17 protein-coding genes and 1 pseudogene are annotated in these 18949 nt (G+C 74.6%); 11 read left to right on the top strand and 7 right to left on the bottom strand.

What is annotated here, in order from left to right; genetic code table 11:
* Nucleotides 1-50: 50 nt before the first annotated feature.
* Entirely contained in the window at nt 51-2228 is a 2178-nt protein-coding gene (locus ACQYWQ_RS00250; protein WP_431031793.1) for a SpoIIE family protein phosphatase, read from the top strand.
* Here ACQYWQ_RS00250 and ACQYWQ_RS00245 read toward each other — a convergent pair.
* The 3 genes from ACQYWQ_RS00245 to ACQYWQ_RS00235 all read right to left on the bottom strand — a co-directional run bounded on the left by ACQYWQ_RS00245 (nt 2185) and on the right by ACQYWQ_RS00235 (nt 5371).
* Nucleotides 2185-3075 carry a TauD/TfdA dioxygenase family protein gene (locus ACQYWQ_RS00245; RefSeq protein ID WP_431031792.1) on the bottom strand — a complete coding sequence of 297 codons (891 nt, stop codon included), beginning with the start codon at nt 3073-3075 and terminating at the stop codon, nt 2185-2187. The genes ACQYWQ_RS00250 and ACQYWQ_RS00245 overlap by 44 nt on opposite strands.
* A gap of 526 nt (nt 3076-3601) precedes the next feature.
* Nucleotides 3602-4483: a class II fructose-bisphosphate aldolase gene (locus tag ACQYWQ_RS00240; protein ID WP_431031791.1), complete on the bottom strand. Its 882-nt coding sequence runs from the start codon at nt 4481-4483 to the stop codon at nt 3602-3604.
* Nucleotides 4484-4486: 3 nt separating this feature from the next.
* Nucleotides 4487-5371 carry an SIS domain-containing protein gene (locus ACQYWQ_RS00235; RefSeq protein WP_431031790.1) on the bottom strand — a complete coding sequence of 295 codons (885 nt, stop codon included), beginning with the start codon at nt 5369-5371 and terminating at the stop codon, nt 4487-4489.
* A gap of 112 nt (nt 5372-5483) precedes the next feature.
* Here ACQYWQ_RS00235 and ACQYWQ_RS00230 point away from each other — a divergent pair, with 112 nt between their 5' ends.
* From ACQYWQ_RS00230 to ACQYWQ_RS00215, 4 genes are all read left to right on the top strand, one after another.
* Nucleotides 5484-6266 (top strand): DeoR/GlpR family DNA-binding transcription regulator, encoded by a 783-nt coding sequence (locus tag ACQYWQ_RS00230; protein ID WP_431031789.1) that lies wholly within the window; start codon nt 5484-5486, stop codon nt 6264-6266.
* Nucleotides 6267-6571: 305 nt separating this feature from the next.
* On the top strand, nt 6572-7372 hold the full coding sequence (locus tag ACQYWQ_RS00225) for an endonuclease I family protein (RefSeq protein ID WP_431031788.1): 801 nt from the start codon (nt 6572-6574) through the stop codon (nt 7370-7372).
* A 76-nt stretch (nt 7373-7448) separates the two neighbouring features.
* Nucleotides 7449-8474 (top strand): P1 family peptidase, encoded by a 1026-nt coding sequence (locus tag ACQYWQ_RS00220; protein ID WP_431031787.1) that lies wholly within the window; start codon nt 7449-7451, stop codon nt 8472-8474.
* Nucleotides 8475-8510: 36 nt separating this feature from the next.
* A complete protein-coding gene (locus ACQYWQ_RS00215; RefSeq protein ID WP_431031786.1) occupies nt 8511-8954 on the top strand; it encodes a hypothetical protein in 444 nt (147 codons plus the stop codon).
* A 7-nt stretch (nt 8955-8961) separates the two neighbouring features.
* Here ACQYWQ_RS00215 and ACQYWQ_RS00210 read toward each other — a convergent pair whose 3' ends face one another.
* The gene (locus tag ACQYWQ_RS00210) at nt 8962-9552 is read right to left on the bottom strand and encodes a TetR/AcrR family transcriptional regulator (protein WP_431031785.1); all 591 of its coding nucleotides are present in this window, start codon (nt 9550-9552) and stop codon (nt 8962-8964) included.
* 113 nt (nt 9553-9665) lie between these two features.
* On the opposite strand from ACQYWQ_RS00210, the gene ACQYWQ_RS00205 reads away from it, so the two are divergent.
* Both ACQYWQ_RS00205 and ACQYWQ_RS00200 read left to right on the top strand, forming a co-directional pair.
* Entirely contained in the window at nt 9666-10571 is a 906-nt protein-coding gene (locus ACQYWQ_RS00205) for an SDR family oxidoreductase (RefSeq protein WP_431031784.1), read from the top strand.
* 232 nt (nt 10572-10803) lie between these two features.
* A complete protein-coding gene (locus ACQYWQ_RS00200) occupies nt 10804-11634 on the top strand; it encodes an alpha/beta fold hydrolase (RefSeq protein ID WP_431031783.1) in 831 nt (276 codons plus the stop codon).
* Nucleotides 11635-12597: 963 nt separating this feature from the next.
* Here the strand turns inward: ACQYWQ_RS00200 and ACQYWQ_RS00195 are convergent.
* Nucleotides 12598-12885, bottom strand: a complete 288-nt coding sequence (locus ACQYWQ_RS00195) for a hypothetical protein (protein WP_431031782.1) — start codon at nt 12883-12885, stop codon at nt 12598-12600.
* 53 nt (nt 12886-12938) lie between these two features.
* On the opposite strand from ACQYWQ_RS00195, the gene ACQYWQ_RS00190 reads away from it, so the two are divergent.
* From ACQYWQ_RS00190 to ACQYWQ_RS00175, 4 genes and pseudogenes are all read left to right on the top strand, one after another.
* Entirely contained in the window at nt 12939-14126 is a 1188-nt protein-coding gene (locus ACQYWQ_RS00190; RefSeq protein WP_431031781.1) for a cupin domain-containing protein, read from the top strand.
* Nucleotides 14126-15040 (top strand): sucrase ferredoxin, encoded by a 915-nt coding sequence (locus tag ACQYWQ_RS00185; protein WP_431031780.1) that lies wholly within the window; start codon nt 14126-14128, stop codon nt 15038-15040. Before ACQYWQ_RS00190 ends, ACQYWQ_RS00185 begins: the two co-directional genes overlap by 1 nt.
* 89 nt (nt 15041-15129) lie before the next feature.
* Nucleotides 15130-15387, top strand: a complete 258-nt coding sequence (locus ACQYWQ_RS00180; protein WP_431031779.1) for a helix-turn-helix domain-containing protein — start codon at nt 15130-15132, stop codon at nt 15385-15387.
* A pseudogene (locus tag ACQYWQ_RS00175) lies at nt 15384-16307 on the top strand (helix-turn-helix domain-containing protein); the annotation flags it as partial. The gene ACQYWQ_RS00180 and the pseudogene ACQYWQ_RS00175, both read left to right, overlap by 4 nt.
* Before the next feature lie 216 nt (nt 16308-16523).
* Here the strand turns inward: ACQYWQ_RS00175 and ACQYWQ_RS00170 are convergent.
* Together ACQYWQ_RS00170 and ACQYWQ_RS00165 are read right to left on the bottom strand one after the other, a co-directional pair.
* Entirely contained in the window at nt 16524-17681 is a 1158-nt protein-coding gene (locus ACQYWQ_RS00170; RefSeq protein ID WP_431039018.1) for an MFS transporter, read from the bottom strand.
* Nucleotides 17682-17751: 70 nt separating this feature from the next.
* Entirely contained in the window at nt 17752-18933 is a 1182-nt protein-coding gene (locus ACQYWQ_RS00165) for an NAD(P)/FAD-dependent oxidoreductase (RefSeq protein WP_431039017.1), read from the bottom strand.
* Between the last annotated feature and the right edge of the window lie 16 nt (nt 18934-18949).

Genomic DNA, 18949 nt, shown 5'->3' with positions numbered 1-18949 from the left:
CTCGCCGCTCCCCGATTGCAGCGGCCGGGGGAGCGAGGGATTCTGTGGGGGTGAGCGAAGAGCCGGAGGCGCGCGGTGAGGGAACCGGGGGCCTTCCGGGGCTGCGGCACGTCCTGACCGGCATCGCGCTGGCCGAGGGCGACACGTACACCCTCACGGACACGAACGACGCCTTCACCGAGCGCGTCGGGCCCCGCATCGCGCCGCCCGGCGACCCCGTCCCGCCGGGCCCCCTGCGCACGGCGCTGCACCGCGCCCGACGCACGGGCCGCATGGAGCGGGTCCGTCTGCCCGCAGGGACACGCGACACCGGGCACCCGCACGGCCCCCTCGTCCTCCTGTGCCTCCCCCTGCGCCGCCCGCACGGCCCCGCGCCGCTGCTCCTGCTCGCCGAACCACTCCCGGACACCGAAGCGCCCCCGGACACCGCCGCGCTCCCCGACACCGAGGCGGACGGCACCGGGCACCCCCTCGACGACGACGCGCTCCTCCTGCGCTACCAGGCACTGCTCTCCGCCGTCCCGCAAGTCGTCTGGACGCGCGGCCCCGACGGCCGCGTCACGCGACTCTCCGGGACCGAGGACCCCGCGCGGCCCGGCCTGCCGCTGCCAGGGAACGACGAGGAATGGCTCGACGCGGTCCACCCGAAGGACCGCGAGCGCTTCACGCGCGACTGGCGCGAGGCCACCGCCGCCGGCACCCACCTCACCTGCGTCGTCCGCGTCCGCGTCGGCGACGACCCCCGCGCCTACCGGCACCTGCGGATCACCGCCGTGCCCGTCGAGCGGGTGGACCGACAGCTCGAATGGGTCGGTACCGTCGCCGACGCCGAGGGCGAGTGGTTCACCAGTACACGCGAACGGCTCCTCGCCCGCATGGCCGAGGTGTCCACGGCACGCGACCTGTCCGAGGCGTTCAGGACGACCGCCGCCGTCATCGTGCCCGACCTCGCCGACTCGATCGCCGTCTTCGAGGTCCAAGGGGCCACCACACGATCCGCGCTCGCCGCACGCTCCGCCGCCCCCGCCGAGCGCGTCGCCTTCGCCCCCGGCCTGCCCCCGCTTCCCCCGCTCGGCGACGGATTCGCCCTCGGGCGCATGGCCGAGGACGTCCTGCGCGACCGCGAGCCGCGCCTGCTCACCTTCCCGGCCGGCGCACCTCCGGAAGACAAGATCTCGCCCATCTCGCTGGCATGGCTGCGCGAGGCGGAGGCGACGAGCCTCGCACTGCTCCCCGTCCTCGTGGACGGCCGCGTCGTCGCCGTCGCGAGCGTCGCCAACTGCCGGGGCAACCCGCCGCCAGGCGCACCCGAACTGCGCCTGCTCCAGGACGTCCTGCAAGGCCTCAGCCGCCCCCTGCGCCGCACCCTGGAACTGCAACGCGCCCGCGACACCGCCCTCGTCCTGCAACGCTCCTTCCTCACCGCCGTCCCCGACCTCGCGGGCGCCGAGATCCAGGCCCGCTACGTACCCGCCAACGCGGCGGCCGAGGTCGGCGGCGACTGGTACGACGCGACCCCGCTGCCCAAGGGCGCCGTGGCTCTCTCCATCGGCGACGTCGCCGGGCACGACCTCGACGCCGCGACCGCGATGGGCAGCGTCAACAGCATGCTCCGCGGCCTCGCCTGGGACGCGGGACCGCACGCCGACCCCGCCCGCACCCTGGACCGCCTCGACGGCATGGTCCAGGGCCTCGGCACCGCCTCACTCGTCACCACCGTCCACGCGCTCCTGTGCCCGGCTCCCGGGCGCGGCTGGCACGTCAGGCTCGCCAACGCGGGCCACCCGCCACCCCTGCTGCTGCGGGCCGCGGGGCCCGTCGACTGCGTCGGCACGGAGCCCGACCCGCCCCTGTGCGTGCCCTCCGGACCCGCCCGGACCAGCACGGACCTCTTCCTCGCGCAGGGCGACACGCTGCTCCTCTACACGGACGGGCTCGTGGAGATCCCGGAGACGAGCATCACCGACCGCATCGCGCACCTGCGCCGGCGCGTCGAGACACTCCACCGCGACGGCCTGCCCCTGGAAGCCCTCGTCCGGGACGTCGTCGCCCACGTACGCGCCGGCAAGGACGACATCGCCGTCGTCGCCTTCCGGGCGACCGGCCGACCCGAGCGGCCGCCACCAGACCCCCCGGACGCCGCCGACACGGCACGGCAGGCCCCCGCACCGTCCGCCACCGCGCTCAGCGGCCCACCGGCCCCACCGGCACGTCACCGCGCAACGTGATCCGGTGCATGACACGGTGCTGCTCCCCGTAGTCGCGATTGGCGTAGTGGGACGTGGCACGGTTGTCCCACAGCGCCACGTCGCCGGGCTGCCAGCGGTGCCTGATCGTGTGCTCCGGCTTCGTGAGATGCGCGTACAGGATGTCGAGGATGCCGCGGCTCTCGTACTCCGAGACCCCCGCGATGTGCGAGGTGAATCCCGGATTGACGAACAGCCCCCTGCGCCCCGACTCCGGGTGCACCCGCACCACCGGGTGCTCCACGGGCGAGAGATCCTGGAACACCTCGCCCTCCCACACATTGCCCCGCCCCCGCCGCTGCGCCAGGTAGTAGCCGAACTCCCTGCTCCCGTCGTGCACGGCGGTGAGCGGGTCGATGAGCGCGCGCAGCCCCGGCGTCAGCGACTCGTAGGCCGCCTGACTGTCCGCCCACGACGTGTCGCCCCCCGTCGGCGGCAGCACGACCGCGCGGAGCACGGAGATCGCGGGCGGCCGCGCCACGAACGTCACGTCGGTGTGCCACACGTCGGCGAACCCGTTGTCCTGGCTGTCCAGCGCGTACACCTCGTCCGGCACGCCACCCGAGTCGCGCACCGGATGACCCGCCGTCACCTCGCCGAGGCGCCGCCCGAAGGCGATCTGCGCCGCGTCGTCGATGTCCTGGCCCCGTACGAAGAGCACCTTGTACGCGACCAGCGCCGCCCGCACCGCGGCGACCTGCCCGTCGTCCAGACGGCCGAGATCGATGCCGTGCACCTCGGCACCGAAACGCGGCCCGAGCGGAGTCAGGCGCAATCCCGCGCCCGGAACCCCCGGCGCGGTGCTCACGCGGTCACTGATGACGGTCATCGTGCTTCCTCCTTGCGTTCGCGGGCGGTCCGTCTCCCCGGCACCCCGGCGACCTGTTCCAGGCCGTTCCTCACCCGCGCACGGCGACGCCCGGGGTGCCGCCGGACTCCGCGCCCCGAGGGAAGAGCCCCGAGGGAAGAGCCCTGGGGGAGCGGGCCGTGGGGGAGAGGAGCACGCCGTGCCGCGCGCACCGGCGCCGCGACGGACGGCGGCGTACGGAGCGTGCGCGCGAAGACCCGGGCGCCGCGCGGGGACGTCCTGCGGGACGTCAGGCGACAGCCGGGGCGGGAAAGATCAGCGACAACAACACGAGGCCGTGCGAGGGCGCGGTTCGAGGACCGGGCGGCGCACCGACGATTCGTGAGTCACGGGGAAGTTGTACCGCACGGTCCGCGCCCGCACCAGCACGCGTCCAGCCCCTGGGACACAGGCCGCCGCCTCCGGGGCGCCACCCGCGGCGGACGGCGCGAGGCGACGCCGGGGCCGGTACGCGGCGACCAGGCCCCCGCGTACCGGCCCCCACCTCCTACTTCCCCCTCGCCGCCACCCCTTCCCCGGCCCCCGTCACGACCCGCGCCAGCCGCTCCACCACGGCCGCCATCGCCTCGCGCCCCGCGCGCAGATACCCGCGCGCGTCCACGAGGTGCGGCTCAGCACCGAGCCGCTCGCGCACCGCCGCCGTCAGCGCCACGTTCAGCGCCGTGCCCACGTTCACCTTCGTGATCCCGCCCCGCACCGCGGCCCGCACCTCCTCGTCCGGCACCCCCGAGGACCCGTGCAGCACGAGCGGGACCCCGGCCGCGTCCCGCAACCGCCCGAGCAGCGCGTGGTCCAGGGACGCCGTCCGCGCGGTCATCGCGTGGCTGCTCCCGATCGCGACCGCGAGCCCGTCCACGCCCGAGGCCGCCACGAACGCCGCCGCCTCACCGGGATCGGTCCGCGCCCCCGGCGCGTGCGGCCCGAGCGGTGGAGCACCGTCCTTGCCGCCCACCTCGCCCAGCTCCGCCTCCGCCCACACACCATGCGCGTGCGCCCATGCCACCGCCTCGCGCGTCGCCGCGAGATTCGCCTCGTACGGGAGCTTCGCCCCGTCGTACATGACGGACCCGAACCCCGCATCGGCCGCCCCCCGCAGCAGCTCCCCGTCCGTCACATGGTCCAGGTGCAGCGCCACGGGCACCTCCGCCGCCCGGGCCGCCGAGCGCGCGGCGGCCGCGAGCGGCCCGAGCCGCCCCAGCCGGTACCGCACCACGTTCTCGCTCACCTGGACCACGACGGCGGCCCCGGCCCGCTCGGCCCCCGCGACGACCGCCTCCACGTGCTCCAGCGTGATCACGTTGAACGCGGGCAGCCCCCGCCCGCCCCCGACCGCCTCGGCGACCAGCTCCCCCGTCGGCACCAGGGCCACCGCTCACACCTCCCGCAGCACGACGGAGCGCGTCAGGTGCCGCGGCTCGTCAGGAGAGAGCCCCTGCCGCTCCGCCAGCTCCACGGCCAGCCGCTGCGCCCGCACCAGCGAGACCAGCTCGTCACCCGGCTCGGCGACCCACAGCGCCCCCGTCGCTGCGACCTGCTCGGCGAGCCCCCCGGGCGCCTCGCCGAACATCCACGTCGCCGTACCCCGCGTACTGACACTGATCGGCCCGTGCCGGTACTCCATCGCCGGATACGCCTCCGTCCATGCGAGAGCCGCCTCCCGCATCTTCAGCGCCGCCTCCCGCGCGAGCCCCACCGACCACCCCCGCCCCAGGAACGTGAACTGCCCGCATTCCAGGAGCCCCGCGGGCAACGGGGCCACGAGCGCCTCGCGCGCCCGTGCCACCACCTCCGCGGGATGCCGCCCCAGGTGCGCCCGCAGCAGCGTCAGCGCGCTCGTCGCGAACCGCGTCTGCACCACCGACTTCTCGTCGGCCCAGTCGAGGACCACGAGCCGGTCGGCAAGCTCCCGCACAGGCGTCGCGGGATCGGCCGTCACCGCGACCGTCGGCGTACGCCCCCGCAACGCGGCGAGCACGTCGAGCACCTCCGTCGTCGTCCCCGAACGCGTCAGCGCGACCACCAGGTCGTACGGGCGCGAGGCCGGGAACTCCGAGGCCGCGAACGCGTCCGTCTCCCCCTGCCCCGCGCCCTCCCGCAGCGCCGCGTACGCCTGCGCCATGAACAACGAGGTCCCGCACCCGACCACGGCGACCCGCGCCCCCGCATCAGGCAGCCCGAGCCCACCGGCCGCGCCCAGCGCCGCGGCGCGCTCCCAGCACTCCGGCTGCGAGGCCAGCTCGTCCCGTACATGACTCATGATGTGATCCCCTTGCTTTCCCGACCCGTACGACGCGGGGAGCGCGCCACCGCCCGCACCCCGCCCTGATCACCGCCCGGCCACGCGGCCCGGCGGACGTGGAGAACACCCGATGTCGCGCGACACCCGATGGAAGGCCCTGCTCGAACTCCTCGCCGCCGAGGGCGGACTCGACGTCGACGACGCCGCGCACCGCCTCGGCGTCTCGCCCGCGACCATCCGCCGCGACTTCGACACCCTCGCCGAGCGGCGCATGCTCGTCCGCACCCGTGGCGGCGCCCTCCCGCACGGCGTCGGCTACGACCTCCCCCTGCGCCACAAGAGCGCCCGCCACGCCGAGGAGAAGCAGCGCATCGCGCACGCCGTCGCCGCCCTCGTCCGCCCCGGCGAGGCACTCGGCCTCACCGGCGGGACCACCACGACGGCCGTCGCCGAAGCCCTCGCCGCCCGCCCCGATCCGGCGGACGGCGAGGAGCAGGGCCTCACGGTCGTCACCAACGCCCTGAACATCGCGTACGCGCTCACGGCCCGCCCACGGTTCAAGACGGTCCTGACCGGGGGAGTGGCCCGCCCGCACTCGTACGAACTCACCGGCCCCCTCGCCGACGGCGTCCTCGGGCAGATCACCCTCGACACCGCCGTCCTCGGCGTCGGCGCCTTCGACGCCGTCGAGGGCGCCGCGACGGCGGACGAGGCCGAAGCGGGCGTCAACCGCCTGCTGTGCGCCCGCGCGCGCCGCGTCGTGGTCGCCGCCGACTCCAGCAAGCTCGGCGCCCGCGCCTTCGCCCGCATCTGCCCCGCCGACGCCGTCGACATCCTCGTCACCGACACCGGCGCCGACCCCGAGGCCCTCGCGGCCCTGCGCGAACGCGGCATCGACATTCGCACGGTCTGAGCCCGTACGGTCCGCACGCTCCACGCCCACGCCCCCCAGGTCCCACGTCCCACGCTCCGCGACTCGGCGGCCGACGGGCGCCATCCTGCCCTCGCCGCGCACGTCATGACAAGAGATGCTCGAAACATGCCCACAATGAGCAATATCGAGCAACGCGTGAGGGGTCACGTGCGGTCGTCACGGGAGAACAACAGGTAAGGATTGTGTGAGAGCCACCCGCCGCCCGCCCCTCACGTGGGACATTCCCCGGGACCTGACGGAGCGCCACGCCGCCCACGAGGCGGCGCCCAGCGAGAGGGCCCCGCATGACCACCCCCCACCACCCCGTCCGCAGAACAGCGCTCGCCCTCGCGGCGGCGGCAGGACTCCTCCTCACCGCGCAGAGCCTGCCCGCGGCTGCCGACGCCCCCCGCCCCACAGCGGCGGCCGACTACTACGCGAGCGTCGAGGGCAAGACGGGCCCCGCACTCAAAACCGCCCTGCACACCCTCATCAGCGACCAGGACACCGTCACCTACAGCCAGGTGTGGGACGCCCTGAAGAAGACCGACGAGGACCCCGCCAACCCGGACAACGTCATCGAGCTGTACACCGGCGCGTCCATAGCCAAGTCCCGCCAGGGCGGCGCCCAGGGCGACTGGAACCGCGAACACGTCTGGGCCAAGAGCCACGGCGGCTTCGGCACCGCCACAGGCCCCGGCACCGACCTGCACCACCTGCGTCCCGAGGACGTCGCCGTCAACGGCGCCCGCGGCAACAAGGACTTCGACGACGGCGGCAGCGCGGTCAGCGGCGCCCCGGGCAACTACACCGACAGCGACAGCTTCGAACCCCGCGACGCCGTCAAGGGCGACGTCGCCCGCATGATCCTCTACATGGCCGTCCGTTACGACGGCGGCGACGGCTTCCCCGACCTCGAACCCAACGACAAGGCGGGCAACGGCTCGGCGCCCGCGATCGGCCGGATCTCCGTCCTCAAGGAGTGGAGCGCGCAGGACCCGCCCAGCGCCTTCGAGAAGCACCGCAACGACGTCATCCACGACAGCTACCAGCACAACCGCAACCCGTTCATCGACCACCCCGAGTGGGTCGAGTCGATCTGGTGACCCCCCTCTCCTCCCCGGGCTGAGCCCCGACCGCCCGCCGGTGAAACGATTCCCCGGCGGGCGGTAGCCTCCGCGCATGACCGCCACCACCCCACCCCGGGCACGTGACCTCGGCCTCGGCGCGGGCACCCTCTCCCCGGGACGCCACAACGCGCTCACCGACGTCCCCGGCGTCCGCGTCGGCCACACCACCGTGACCGACCCGCCCCGCGTGCACAGCGGCGTCACCGCGATCCTCCCCGCGGGCATCGGCCCGCGTGCCCCCTTGCCCGCCGGATTCTTCGCGGGCAACGGCTACGGAAAGTTCATCGGTACGACGCAGCTCCGCGAACTCGGCGAGCTGGAGACCCCGCTCCTGCTCACGTCCACGCTCTCCGCGTTCCGCGTGGCCGATGCCCTGGTCGGCTGGGTACTCGAACAGCCGGGAGCCGAGGACGTCCGCAGCCTCAACCCGGTCGTCGGAGAATGCAACGACGGTCTCCTCTCCGACATCCGCAGCCGCCCCGTCCGCGAGGAACACGTCCGCGCCGCCCTCGCCTCGGCGAGCGCGGGACCCGTGGCGGAAGGCTGCGTCGGCGCGGGCACGGGCATGAGCGCCCTCGGCTTCAAGGCGGGCACGGGCACCAGCTCACGCGTCCTGCCGCTCGCGGGCCGCGAAGCCACCCTCGGCGCCCTCGTCCTGGCCAATTTCGGCGGCACCCTGCGCATCGGCTCCCGCACCGTCACCCCCGCGGACCTGGGACTGCCGCTCCCGCCGCCGCTCCCCGACACCGGCTCCTGCGTCGTGGTCCTCGCCACGGACGCCCCGCTCGACGCCCGCCGCCTGACCCGCCTGGCCCGCCGCGCCGTCTTCGCCCTGGCGCGCACGGGCGCCTCCTACAGCCACGGCTCCGGCGACTACGGACTCGCCTTCACCACGGCGCGCACCACCGCGCCCCTCGTTCCCGACGCGGAACTCGACCCCCTCTTCACGGCGGCACTCGACGCGGTCGAGGAAGCGGTCCTCAACTCCCTGCTCGCGGCCACGACCACGACGGGCCCCCGCGGCGACGTCCGCCACGGCCTCCCCGCCGAACGCCTCCTGAGCTTCCTGAACAGCTGAAGGCCAGGGCGTGCGGCCGCTCGGTAGCCTCTGCCCATGACCACACAACCCCCTTCCCCGTACGAGGTGTTCCACCGCCGTACCCCTCTCCAGCTCCTGACCGGCGCGGGCTGGAGGCGACTGCCCGCCCTCCGCGTGGACGCCGCCGGAGTCCTCCTGGGCGGCGTCCCCGTACGGCACACGGCTCACACGGCGTTCGTCCCGTGGCAGGACCTCACGGGCGTGGTCCTGTGGCGCCTGCCCACGGCCGGTTACTCCCCGGTCGACCACATAGGCGTCAGCCGCCACCCCGGCGCCCCGTCCCTGCCGGGCCCGAACGCGCACCTGACACCGGAGAAGAGCCAGGCCCTGGCACCGCACGTCGCCCACGAGGTCGTCGTGACGAGCCACCCCATCGTGCTGTGGCGCCTCGACCCGGAACGCCTCCTCGCCGCGGTGAACGCCTTCGCGCCCGGGATCGAGGTCAGGACCTGCCCCTGACGCCACGTCAATCGCGGGCGAGTGCGTCCCCGAGCGTGTCGAGCCCCTCGCGGAGCAGAGCCGCGAGCGCGACCTCGCCCGCGGACGCCCCGCCCCGTGGCCGCTCGTCCCCGACCCACCGGACGAAGGCGGTCTTGAAGACGCCGCAGCCCGCCTCGGCGAGCAGGCTCGCGCGCGTCTCCTCCACCCCCCGCAGACGCAGGGCCTCCGCGAGCACGCGGGTCAAAGACGCGAGCTTGATCAGCTCCCGTTCCTGGAGTTCCTGCTGCGCGCCGATCACCGCCTGGCGGGTACGGGCCTGCTCGCGCGCCCCCTGGAAGGCGAGGCCGATCGCGTCGAGCCCGGCCGCCAGCGCGGCACGGGGCGAGGCGCCTCCCGGCGCCGCCGCCACCGCCTCGCTCAGCGTCTTCTCCAGACTGTGCGCACCGTCGAAGAGGACTTCCCGCTTGTCGCGGAAGTGCCGGAAGTACGTGCGCTCGGTGAGCCCGGCGCGGGCGGCGATCTGCGCGACCGTGGTCCGCTCGTACCCGTACTCGCTGTACAGCTCCAGGGCCGCGCGCGCCAGCCGTTCCTTCGTGTGGGGCTCCCATCTCGCCATGTGCCCGATTCTAAGCGTTCCCCGCGTCGCTATGTCAGTGACTGCCGTCAGAGTGCTAGCCTTGGCAATGACAGTCACTGACATCAAGTGTGATCACGTTGAGGAGTACCGCCATGCGCGTCTTCGTCACCGGAGCCTCCGGCTGGATCGGTTCCGCCCTCGTCCCCGAACTGCTCGCCGCCGGACACCACGTCCTCGGCCTCGCCCGCTCGCAGGCATCCGCCGCCGCCCTGGAGAAAGCGGGCGCCGAACCCGTCCACGGCTCCCTCGCCGACCTCGGCCTCCTCCAGGAGACGGCCCGCGCCAGCGACGCCGTCGCCCACCTCGCCTTCCGCCACGACATCGCCTTCACCGGTGATTTCGCGGGCGCCGCCCACTCCGACCGCGCCGCCGTGGACGCCTTCGGCGAGGCCCTGGCCGGTACGGACAAGCCCTTCACGATCGCCTCGGGCCTCCTCGGCCTCGCCCCCGGTCAGGTGGCCACCGAGACCACCTGGCCCGCCGACGAGGACAGTCCCGGCTCCCAGCGCGCCGCCACCGCCCGCGCCACCGTCGCCCTCGCGGACAAGGGCGTGCGCTCCTCGGTCGTCCGCCTGGCACCCACCGTCCACGGCGAAGGCGACCTCGGCTTCGTCCCCGCCCTCATCGGCTTCGCCCGCGACAAGGGCTTCGCCGGCTACCCCGGCGACGGCACCCAGCGCTGGCCCGCCGTCCACCGCGTCGACGCCGCCCACCTCTTCCGCCTCGCCCTGGAGAACGCCCCGGCCGGAGCCGTCCTGCACGCGGCGGCGGAGGAAGGCATCCCGCAGCGGGACATCGCCACCGTGATCGGCGAGCACCTGGACCTCCCCGTCACCTCCGTCGCCCCGGCCGACGCCCCCGCCCACTTCGGCTGGCTCGCCGGCAGCACGGCCCTGGACGCCCCGTCCTCCGCCACCCGCACCAAGACCCTCCTCGGCTGGAACCCCACCGGTCCCGGCCTCCTCGCCGACATGGCGGCTCACTACTTCACCGCCTGAGCCCCCTCCCGCACCCGGCCCCGTCGGACCCGCCCCAGGCGCGGCCACGGGGCCGAACGGCGCGAACCGCGAAGCGACGCGGGCACCGCCCCCCCGCGACCGAATCCCCCGCGACCGAATCCGCCCCCGCCGCCCCACGGCTCCCCACGTCGTTCTGTCCCGACTCGCACGTGGGAGTGGCGGCGAGATAATGAGCTGCTGGATGAAAACGCCGTAAAACGGAGGTATTGCCATGAGCGAGATCACCACCACGGACGGCACGCGCATCTTCTACAAGGACTGGGGGCCCCGCGACGCCAAGCCGATCGTCTTCCACCACGGCTGGCCGTTGAGCGCGGACGACTGGGACACTCAGATGCTGTTCTTCCTCGCCCAGGGCTACCGCGTCATCGCCCACGACCGCCGAGGCCACGGACGCTCCAGCCAGAGCGCGGGCGGCCACGACATGGACACCTACGCCGCGGACGTCGCGGCTCTCACCGACGCGCTCGACCTGCACGACGCCATCCACATAGGCCACTCCACGGGCGGCGGCGAGGTGACCCGCTACGTGGCGCGGGCGAAGCCCGGCCGGGTCGCCAAGGCGGCACTGATCTCCGCGGTGCCGCCGCTCATGCTGCGGACGGACTCCAACCCCGGCGGACTGCCGCTGGAGGTCTTCGACGGCTTCCGCGCCGCCCTCGCCGCCAGCCGCTCGAAGTTCTACGTCGACGTCGCCTCGGGGCCGTTCTACAACTTCGACCAGCCCGGCGTCGAGAAGTCGCAGGCCGTGATCGACAACTGGTGGCGGCAAGGGATGATGGGGGCCGCCAACGCCCACTACGAGTGCATCAAGGCGTTCTCCGAAACCGACTTCACCGAGGACCTCAAGCAGATCGACGTGCCCGTCCTGGTCGCGCACGGCACCGGCGACCACGTCGTCCCCTACGACGACGCGGCGCCCCTCTCCGTGAAGCTCCTGAAGAACGGCCGGCTGAAGACCTACGAGGACTACCCCCACGGCATGCTGACCACCCACGCCGACGTCCTCAACCCCGAACTCCTGGCCTTCGTCGAGGAGTGAGCACGGAGGAGTGAGCACGACCGGGGCGCGGCACCGCGACCAGCGCGACCGCGCCCGCGGTCTCGCGTCCCTCGTGGGGGCGGGGCGGACGTTCCGCCCCGCCCCCACCGCTCTGCCCCGGGCCGGTCAGCAGGTGTCCCACGGGTAGAGACGCGCCCCGTCCACCGCGGTCGCCTGCCGGTAGTCGCGCGCGAGCAGGTCCCGCAACTCCTGCTAGAGCGCCAGGCGGTACGGGGTCCCGGCAGAGGCGTCCACGGCCAGGCAGGGGGGCGAGTGGGCCCGGCTCGCGACGGAAACGGTGCCAGGCGCCGGGCACGGCGTACCGACGCCCCACCTGGCGGGGTCACCTCCGCCGCTGAACTTCGTCAGGAGACCGGCGGTCAGGTGCCTGCTCGCCGGGCATCTCCCCGAGAGCCAGTAGATCTCCGGGCGCATGCCCTGCGGCAACACCCGCTGCCCGGGGCGCCGTGCGCTCCTCGACGGCGGTGGCCACGCGCAGCACCCCGGCCCCCGCTGCCGCCGAACACGTGACACGTCGGCGGTGGCTATCCGCGCACCGACGGCACCCTGACACACGGGTCCCTGACTCCGCCCCAGCCCTGCCCCGGCAGCCCGCAGTCGGCCTGCCTGCATGCCCACGGCATGCGCGACCCGTGCACCCGGGACCTCCGCCCCGCCCAGCTCCTCCCCCTCCTGTCACCGAATCCGCCCCGGCCCGCGTCGCCGCCCGCTGACAGACGCACGACCGAAGGTACGGCCGCGTCCGGACAGCGGAGGGACCGGAAACCCTCGCAGCCCGGCGCACGCGCGCCCGGCACGAGAGGACGCCGCCGACCCGCCGCCCTCTGGGGGCCGCCCGTCCCCGCCTCCGGTTGCCGGTCGGCGGCCGGTGGGTCAGGTTGGAAGCCCGCAGGGGATCTACCTGCCCGGAGAACGTCCGCGTCCGCGCGGTCCGCGCGACCTTCAGGAGGCATCATGAGCAAGCCCGAGTACGAGCAGGAGGGTCCTGCGGACGGTGGTGCGGCGGGTACGCCTGGCGTCCATGACGGTGGTGCGGACGGGGCGGCGGAGGGCCCGGCCGATGGTGGTGCGGCGGGTACGCCTGGCGTCCATGACGGTGGTGCGGACGGGGCGGCGGAGGGTCCTGCGGACGGTGGTGCGGCGGGTACGCCTGGCGTCCATGACGGTGGCGCCGATGGGGCGGCGGAGGGTCCTGCGGACGGTGGTGCGGCGGGTAAGCCCGGCGTCCACGACGGCGGCGCCGACGGCGCGGCCGACGGCTCTTGAGCCCTGAAGGGAACGGTGTGGTCCGGGACGCCGGTGTCCGTGCGGACGCCGGCGTCCTGGAGTCGCGCCTGACCGGCCTCGGCCGCGAGGAGTTCGCGCGCGAGGTGTGGGGGCTGATGCCCTCGCTCACCCGGGGGGCGAGCGACTTCTCGGACGTCTTCTCGTCGGCCGCCGTGGACGAACTGGTCTCCCGGCGCGGGCTGCGCACCCCGTTCCTGCGTGTCGCCAAGGACGGAGCCACGCTCCCCGAGCGGTCCTTCACCGCCCCGGGCGGCGTCGGCGCCACAGTCGCCGACCAGCTCGACGACACCGCGCTGTGGCGCGCCTTCGCGGACGGCGCCACGCTCGTGCTCCAGGCGCTGCACCGCACCTGGGAGCCGGTCGGCGCGTTCACCTCGCGGCTGGCCGCCGAACTGGGCCACCCGGTGCAGGCCAACGCGTACGTCACCCCGCCCCAGAACCGGGGCTTCGACGCCCACTACGACGTGCACGACGTCTTCGTTCTCCAGATCACGGGCACCAAGCGGTGGCTGATCCACGAACCCGTCGTCACCGCGCCCACGCGCGAGCAGCCGTGGACCGGGCACCGGGCCGCTGTCGCCGATGCCGCCTCCGGCGCACCGGTCCTGGACACCGTCCTGGAACCAGGCGATGTGCTCTATCTGCCGCGCGGCTGGCTGCACTCCGCCGTGGCACAGGGGACCGTCTCCGTGCACCTGACCCTCGGAGTCCACCCCTGGACGCGACACGCGCTGGCCGCCCAGCTCGCCGAGACCGCCCTCACCGCGTTGCGCGAGGACCCCGCCATGCGCGCATCCCTCCCCCTCGGCGTGGACGGACCCGGCGCGGAACTGGACGAGGTCCGCGCGCGTCTCGTCACCGCGCTCACCGCGGCCGATCCCGCCCCGCTCTTCGCACGCACCCGCCGGGGCCAGGGCCGTCCCGCGCCGTTGGGACCGCTCGCCCAGCTCGCGGCACTCGACGCGCTCACCGACGCCACCCGGGTACGACTGCGCGCCGCGCTGGAGCCGCGCCTGAGCGGCGATCGGCTGTGGAGTCGCGTGGGCTGGCTGGACCTCGCTCCCGCCGATCTGCCCGCAGTCCGGCGGCTGCTCGACGGCGGGCCGCACTCCGCGCGGGACCTCGGGACGGCTCTCGTGCGCCGTCTGCTGCGCGCGGGCGTCCTTGTCCCCGTCGAGCCCTGATGGCCGGGGACCCGACGAGGTTCTTCTGCGCCGAGGCCGCGCGGGCGCGAGGCGACGGGCTCGCCGGGACGGCCCCGCACGGGCGCGTGTGGGTGCTGATCGAGCACCCGGGAGGCTGGCCGCCGAACGGCTTCGAAGGCCTCGGCCTCGAACCCGCCCTCGCCGCCCGGGTGTTCGCGGCGGCGCGGTCGCGCCGCGCCCGCCTGCTGCTCGTGCGGCGCCCCGGCCGCCGCCGCGCCGCGGGGCCGCGCCGCTGGGCGGTGCTGCACCACGACGCGCGCGGGCAGCACCGCCAGACCTGGGGCACATGGGAGGCCGAAGCGGACCTCGGCGGCGTCGTGGACGCGCTGCGCGGCCCGGGAACGGCGGGGCACCCACCCGTCGTGCTGGTGTGCGCGCACGGGACGCACGACGCGTGCTGCGCGGTACGAGGACGCCCGGTGGCCGCGGCCCTCGGCGCGCGCCACCCGGATCTCGTCTGGGAATGCACCCACGTGGGCGGGGACCGCTTCGCCGCCAACGTCGCCGTCCTCCCCGACGGGGTGTACTACGGCAACCTCGACGCGCCCTCGGCCCTCAGGACGCTCACGGAGCACCTCGCGGGGCGGGTGGGCGCCGCGCACCTGCGCGGCTACACAGACCTGCCGCCTCCCGCCCAGGTCGCCGTCGCCGCCCTCCTCGCGCGCCACGGCCCCGCGGCCCGGCACGCGTACGCGGTCGTCGGGACGGAGCCCACGGACGGCGGCTGGCGCGTGCGCGTGGCGGGCGCGCCGCCGCAGCCGGCGCTCAGCGAGGTCGATGTGCGTGCGCACCGCACCGCCCCCCACCGGCTGACCTGCCGGGGAGAGGCGCCGAGTACCTTCCTCGCACACGAGGCCGTCACGGTGCGCACGCTGCGCGGACCGTCGCGGTAAAAGGACTTCGTGCCAAGAACGACCGGCAGTAAACAGATACATGATGGTGTCAGAACATCAATGATGGCCTCGACTGCTATGGTGGCGTCATGGTCACGTCCCTCAGTGCCCGTCTCCGGGCCTCCGTCGCGACGCTCATGTACCTGACGGGTCAGTCGCAGCGCGACCTCGCGGGAGTCCTGGGAATTTCGCAGGGGCAGGTGAGCCGACGTCAGTCGGGAACCGCGGCATGGTCGCTGGAGCAGTGCGAGAAGCTGGCCGCGCACTGGGGTATCGACGCCCTGGACCTCCTGGCGGGCCCCGGTCGTGCCACCGAGGCGCTGCCTGAGCGGAGCGTGGCCCGGTGAGCGGCGGGTTCGACGCGATCGACGACCTCCTCGCCTCTGTCCGCCGGGAGCAGCCGCTCCCGCCCCCGGCCGAGCGGCGCCGGCTGCGCGAGGGCCTCGCGCTCTCGCGCGCCCAGCTCGCTGGCGCGCTCGGTGTGAGCACCTCCGCGGTCGCCGGGTGGGAGGGCGGCAGGGAACCTTCCGGTGAGACCCGCGAGAAGTACGCGTACTTCCTCGACGGCGCCCGCACGAAACTCACCCCCGAGCCCGCCCCCGAGCAGGCGGCAGCCTCCACCCCGAGGGCTCCCGCGCCAGCAGCCGACGCGGAAGACGACGAAGATGTTCTCGCGGTCGCCGAACCGTGCGTGCTGTGCGGCGAGCCCGCCCGGCACCGGGTCGCGGGTTTCGCACAGCACCTCGACCCCGCCGAGTGCCACCCCCTGCCCGTACCCGACGCCCCCGCGACGCCCGAGCCCCGGCACCCCGCGCCCGCCCCGGCCCGGTCCGCCTCAGGTCGGCGCCCGGCCACCCGCGACGGCGCCGGGACGGGCGCTGCCCGGCGGGCGGTACGGGTCGAGGCGGCCGGCCGCCGCGCGAGAACCGACGACGAGCCCGGCTTCATCGCCGCGAAGGTCGCCGCCGCGCTCGCCGAACACGAGGGCGACATCGAGGCCGCCAAGGACGCCCTCGTCAAGCACGCGATCCCGGACGCGATGGAACTCCTGGACCGCACCCGCCTGGGCGGCCGCTACGACGTCGTCGCGCACCCCGCGATGCCGGAGATCCTGCGCAAGCAGTCCGCGCGCGGCCCGGACCAGATCTGGGAAGCCCGCCCGAAGTGGACCCGCCCCCACCTGCCCCAGGGCCGCCACGAGGTGACAGCGCTCGACATCAACGGCGTCTACCTCTCCGCTCTCAAGACCCACCTCCCGCTCGGCCAGCCATTGCCGGTACCGCCCGCCGGGTGCGTCGGCGGCCAGGGGGACGTGCTGCTGACAGCGCCGCTGCCGGCCCAGCGGTCCCGGGCAGTCCGGTCCTCCTCCACGGCCCGGAGCCGCACCGCACCCGCGGCAGCGCGCTCAGGGTCTGTGCCGACGGGAAGACCGACGACGGCCTGACGGACCGCCCCCCTGACCAGCACCCCAGGAGCCCCGTGCCTACCCCTCCCGTCGGCACGACAACGCCGCCGTCGCCGCCAGCACCGCAGCGCCCAGGAAGAAGGGGGCTCGAAGGCCCAGGCTGTGGGCCAGGACGCCGGAGGCCGCCGTGCCGACGGCTGTGCCGGTGCCGGTGATCATTTGATAGGCCATCGTCACGCGGCCCATCAGCCCCGACGGCACCAGGGACTGGCGTCGGGACACCGCCGCCACGGTCCAGGCCAGATTCGCCGCGCCGTACCCGAGCACGCACAGCCCCGCGACCCAGCCCGACCTCGCCGCTCCCGCGCACACCGCCGCCAAGGCCGTGGCCGCCGCCGTCAGGACCAGGGTGCGCGGTACGCCGAGGCGGGCCGTCAGCCGCGGGGCTGACGCGGCGCCCGCTACGCCGCCCAGCGCGAACGCCACCACCAGCAGCGCGAAACCCGTCTCGCCCAGGCCCAGCGTCCGCCGCGCGTACAGCACCATCACGGCGATCAGACCGCCGCTCACCAGGCTCATCAGCCCCGACGCCACGCACAGCCGGCGCAGCCGCACGTCGCCCCACAGCCCGCGCAGCCCCTCAGCCATGTCCCGGCGCAGCCCTCGCCACGTCCGCGCCCCCGGCCCGGCCCCCGTACGGAACTCGCCCCGCACCGTCACCACCAAGGCCGCCGCCACCGCGAAGGACACCGCGTCCACCGCGAACGGCAGCGCCGCGCCCATCCCGAACAGCACCGCACCCGCCGGTGCCCCCATCAGGGTTTCCGTGATCACGAAACCTGACTGCAACCGCGCGTTGGCCCGCACCAGGTCCTGTCGCGCCACCAGCATCGGGACGATCCCCGACCACGCGCCGTTGTACACGGTCTGGCCGCAGCCCAGCAGAAAGCCCGCGACCAGCAACAGCGGGACCGTCACCGCGTGCGCGGCGACCGCCACCGCCAGCATCGCCACCAGGAGCGTCCGGGCCGCGTCCACCGTCCACATGAGCCGACGCCGGTCCAGCCGGTCCGCCAGCGCCCCCGCGGGCAGGCTCATCAGCAGCCACGGCAACTGCTCCGCCAACGCCACCGCCGCGACCCGGCGCGGGTCCGAGGTCAGCTCCGCCGCCAGCAGCGGCAGCGCAGCGAACCGCATCCCGTCACCCAGGCTGGACACCGTCACCGACGCCCACACCCGGCCGAACCCCGCACCCAGCCCGCCCGCGCGGGCGGTGACAACGGTCCCGGGGGCGCTCCCGGCCCCCTCAGACACCCCCGAGCACCTCCAGCAACTCCTCGTTGTAGAACTCCTCCATCCCGCACACCCCCGAGATCGTGCCGAAGTAGCGGGCGACCAGCGTCGGGTTCGGGGCGATGGCACGGAGGAAGGAGGTGCGCTCGTCCGGCAGACGCAACTCGGCGACGTTCAGGGTGCCCCGGTAGAACTCGGTGAAGCGTTCCTCTAGCCCGTCGGCGTACCGGGTGCCCGCCCGGTCCAGGGCCGCCTGGTCGCGCAGGCCGGTGCCGACGTGGTCGGCGAGCGCCTGCGCCTGGAGGAACGCGTCCGTGATACCCCGCGCCGCGATCGAGTCCTTGTGGTGCGCCGCGTCCCCGACCAGCGCCCAACCCGGTCCGTACGCCCGCCGGAAGAAGTTCAGTTGCTCCCCTGTGCCGTACAGCCGCTCGGCCTGAACGGCGTCCGCCATCCGCGCGTGCAGCGCGGGCGCCGTGGTGCGCACCGCCTCCAGGTACGCGGCCCGCGCGTCCGTGCGCACCCGCCCGAACTCTGCCTGCGGGAAGTACGCCATCACCAGCGTGCGCCCCTCGTTGGTCGGGACGACCCCGACCCAGCGGCCCGGCCGCTCGTACAGCTCGAAGTGCGCGGGCAGCCCCTCCCAGTACGTGTAGTACGTGCACGTCATCGGTGGGTTCTCCACCGTCGTCGGCGCCGCGGCGAACCGGGCCACCGCCGACCGCATCCCGTCCGCACCGACCACCAGCCGGGCCCGCGCGGTGTGTTCGGTACCGTCGTCCGCGCGGAACCGTACGCCCGTCACCCGCCCGCCCTCGCGCAGCAGTTCCGTCACGGTGCAGCCCTGACGGAACTCCGCACCCGCCGCGACCGCCCCATCCGCCAGGATCGGGTCCAGGACGTGGCGCCGGGGCGCGTACGTCACCGTGTGCCCGTCGGCGGGCAGGAACGTGCCGTCCAGCCGGACGCCCGGAGCCTCGTAGCTGACCCGCTCGATGGGCGGGCAGCCGCTCGCCCGGACCGTCTCCAGCAGGCCCCAGCGGTCCAGCAGCGCCACCGCGGGCTGGTGGAGGTAGTGCGAGGAGAGTTTGTCCTGCGGGAAGCGCGCCTTCTCCAGCAGCAGCACCCGGTACCCGGCCCGGCCTGCCAGCATCGCCACGGGCGCTCCCGCGCAGCGCGCCCCCACCACGATCATGTCGTACACAGTGTCT

The sequence above is a fragment of the Streptomyces sp. P6-2-1 genome, from assembly GCF_050613165.1.
Lineage (GTDB): Bacteria > Actinomycetota > Actinomycetes > Streptomycetales > Streptomycetaceae > Streptomyces.
This window is presented reverse-complemented; position numbering and strand designations above follow the sequence as displayed.

Excerpts from the sequence above, each read along its gene's own strand:
- ACQYWQ_RS00235 (WP_431031790.1), bottom strand. The coding sequence starts at position 5,371 with ATGAGTCATGTACGGGACGAGCTGGCCTCGCAGCCGGAGTGCTGGGAG.
- ACQYWQ_RS00225 (WP_431031788.1), top strand. The coding sequence starts at position 6,572 with ATGACCACCCCCCACCACCCCGTCCGCAGAACAGCGCTCGCCCTCGCG.
- ACQYWQ_RS00185 (WP_431031780.1), top strand. The coding sequence starts at position 14,126 with ATGGCCGGGGACCCGACGAGGTTCTTCTGCGCCGAGGCCGCGCGGGCG.
- ACQYWQ_RS00205 (WP_431031784.1), top strand. The coding sequence starts at position 9,666 with ATGCGCGTCTTCGTCACCGGAGCCTCCGGCTGGATCGGTTCCGCCCTC.
- ACQYWQ_RS00165 (WP_431039017.1), bottom strand. The coding sequence starts at position 18,933 with ATGATCGTGGTGGGGGCGCGCTGCGCGGGAGCGCCCGTGGCGATGCTG.
- ACQYWQ_RS00200 (WP_431031783.1), top strand. The coding sequence starts at position 10,804 with ATGAGCGAGATCACCACCACGGACGGCACGCGCATCTTCTACAAGGAC.
- ACQYWQ_RS00210 (WP_431031785.1), bottom strand. The coding sequence starts at position 9,552 with ATGGCGAGATGGGAGCCCCACACGAAGGAACGGCTGGCGCGCGCGGCC.
- ACQYWQ_RS00220 (WP_431031787.1), top strand. The coding sequence starts at position 7,449 with ATGACCGCCACCACCCCACCCCGGGCACGTGACCTCGGCCTCGGCGCG.
- ACQYWQ_RS00230 (WP_431031789.1), top strand. The coding sequence starts at position 5,484 with ATGTCGCGCGACACCCGATGGAAGGCCCTGCTCGAACTCCTCGCCGCC.
- ACQYWQ_RS00245 (WP_431031792.1), bottom strand. The coding sequence starts at position 3,075 with ATGACCGTCATCAGTGACCGCGTGAGCACCGCGCCGGGGGTTCCGGGC.
- ACQYWQ_RS00180 (WP_431031779.1), top strand. The coding sequence starts at position 15,130 with ATGGTCACGTCCCTCAGTGCCCGTCTCCGGGCCTCCGTCGCGACGCTC.
- ACQYWQ_RS00215 (WP_431031786.1), top strand. The coding sequence starts at position 8,511 with ATGACCACACAACCCCCTTCCCCGTACGAGGTGTTCCACCGCCGTACC.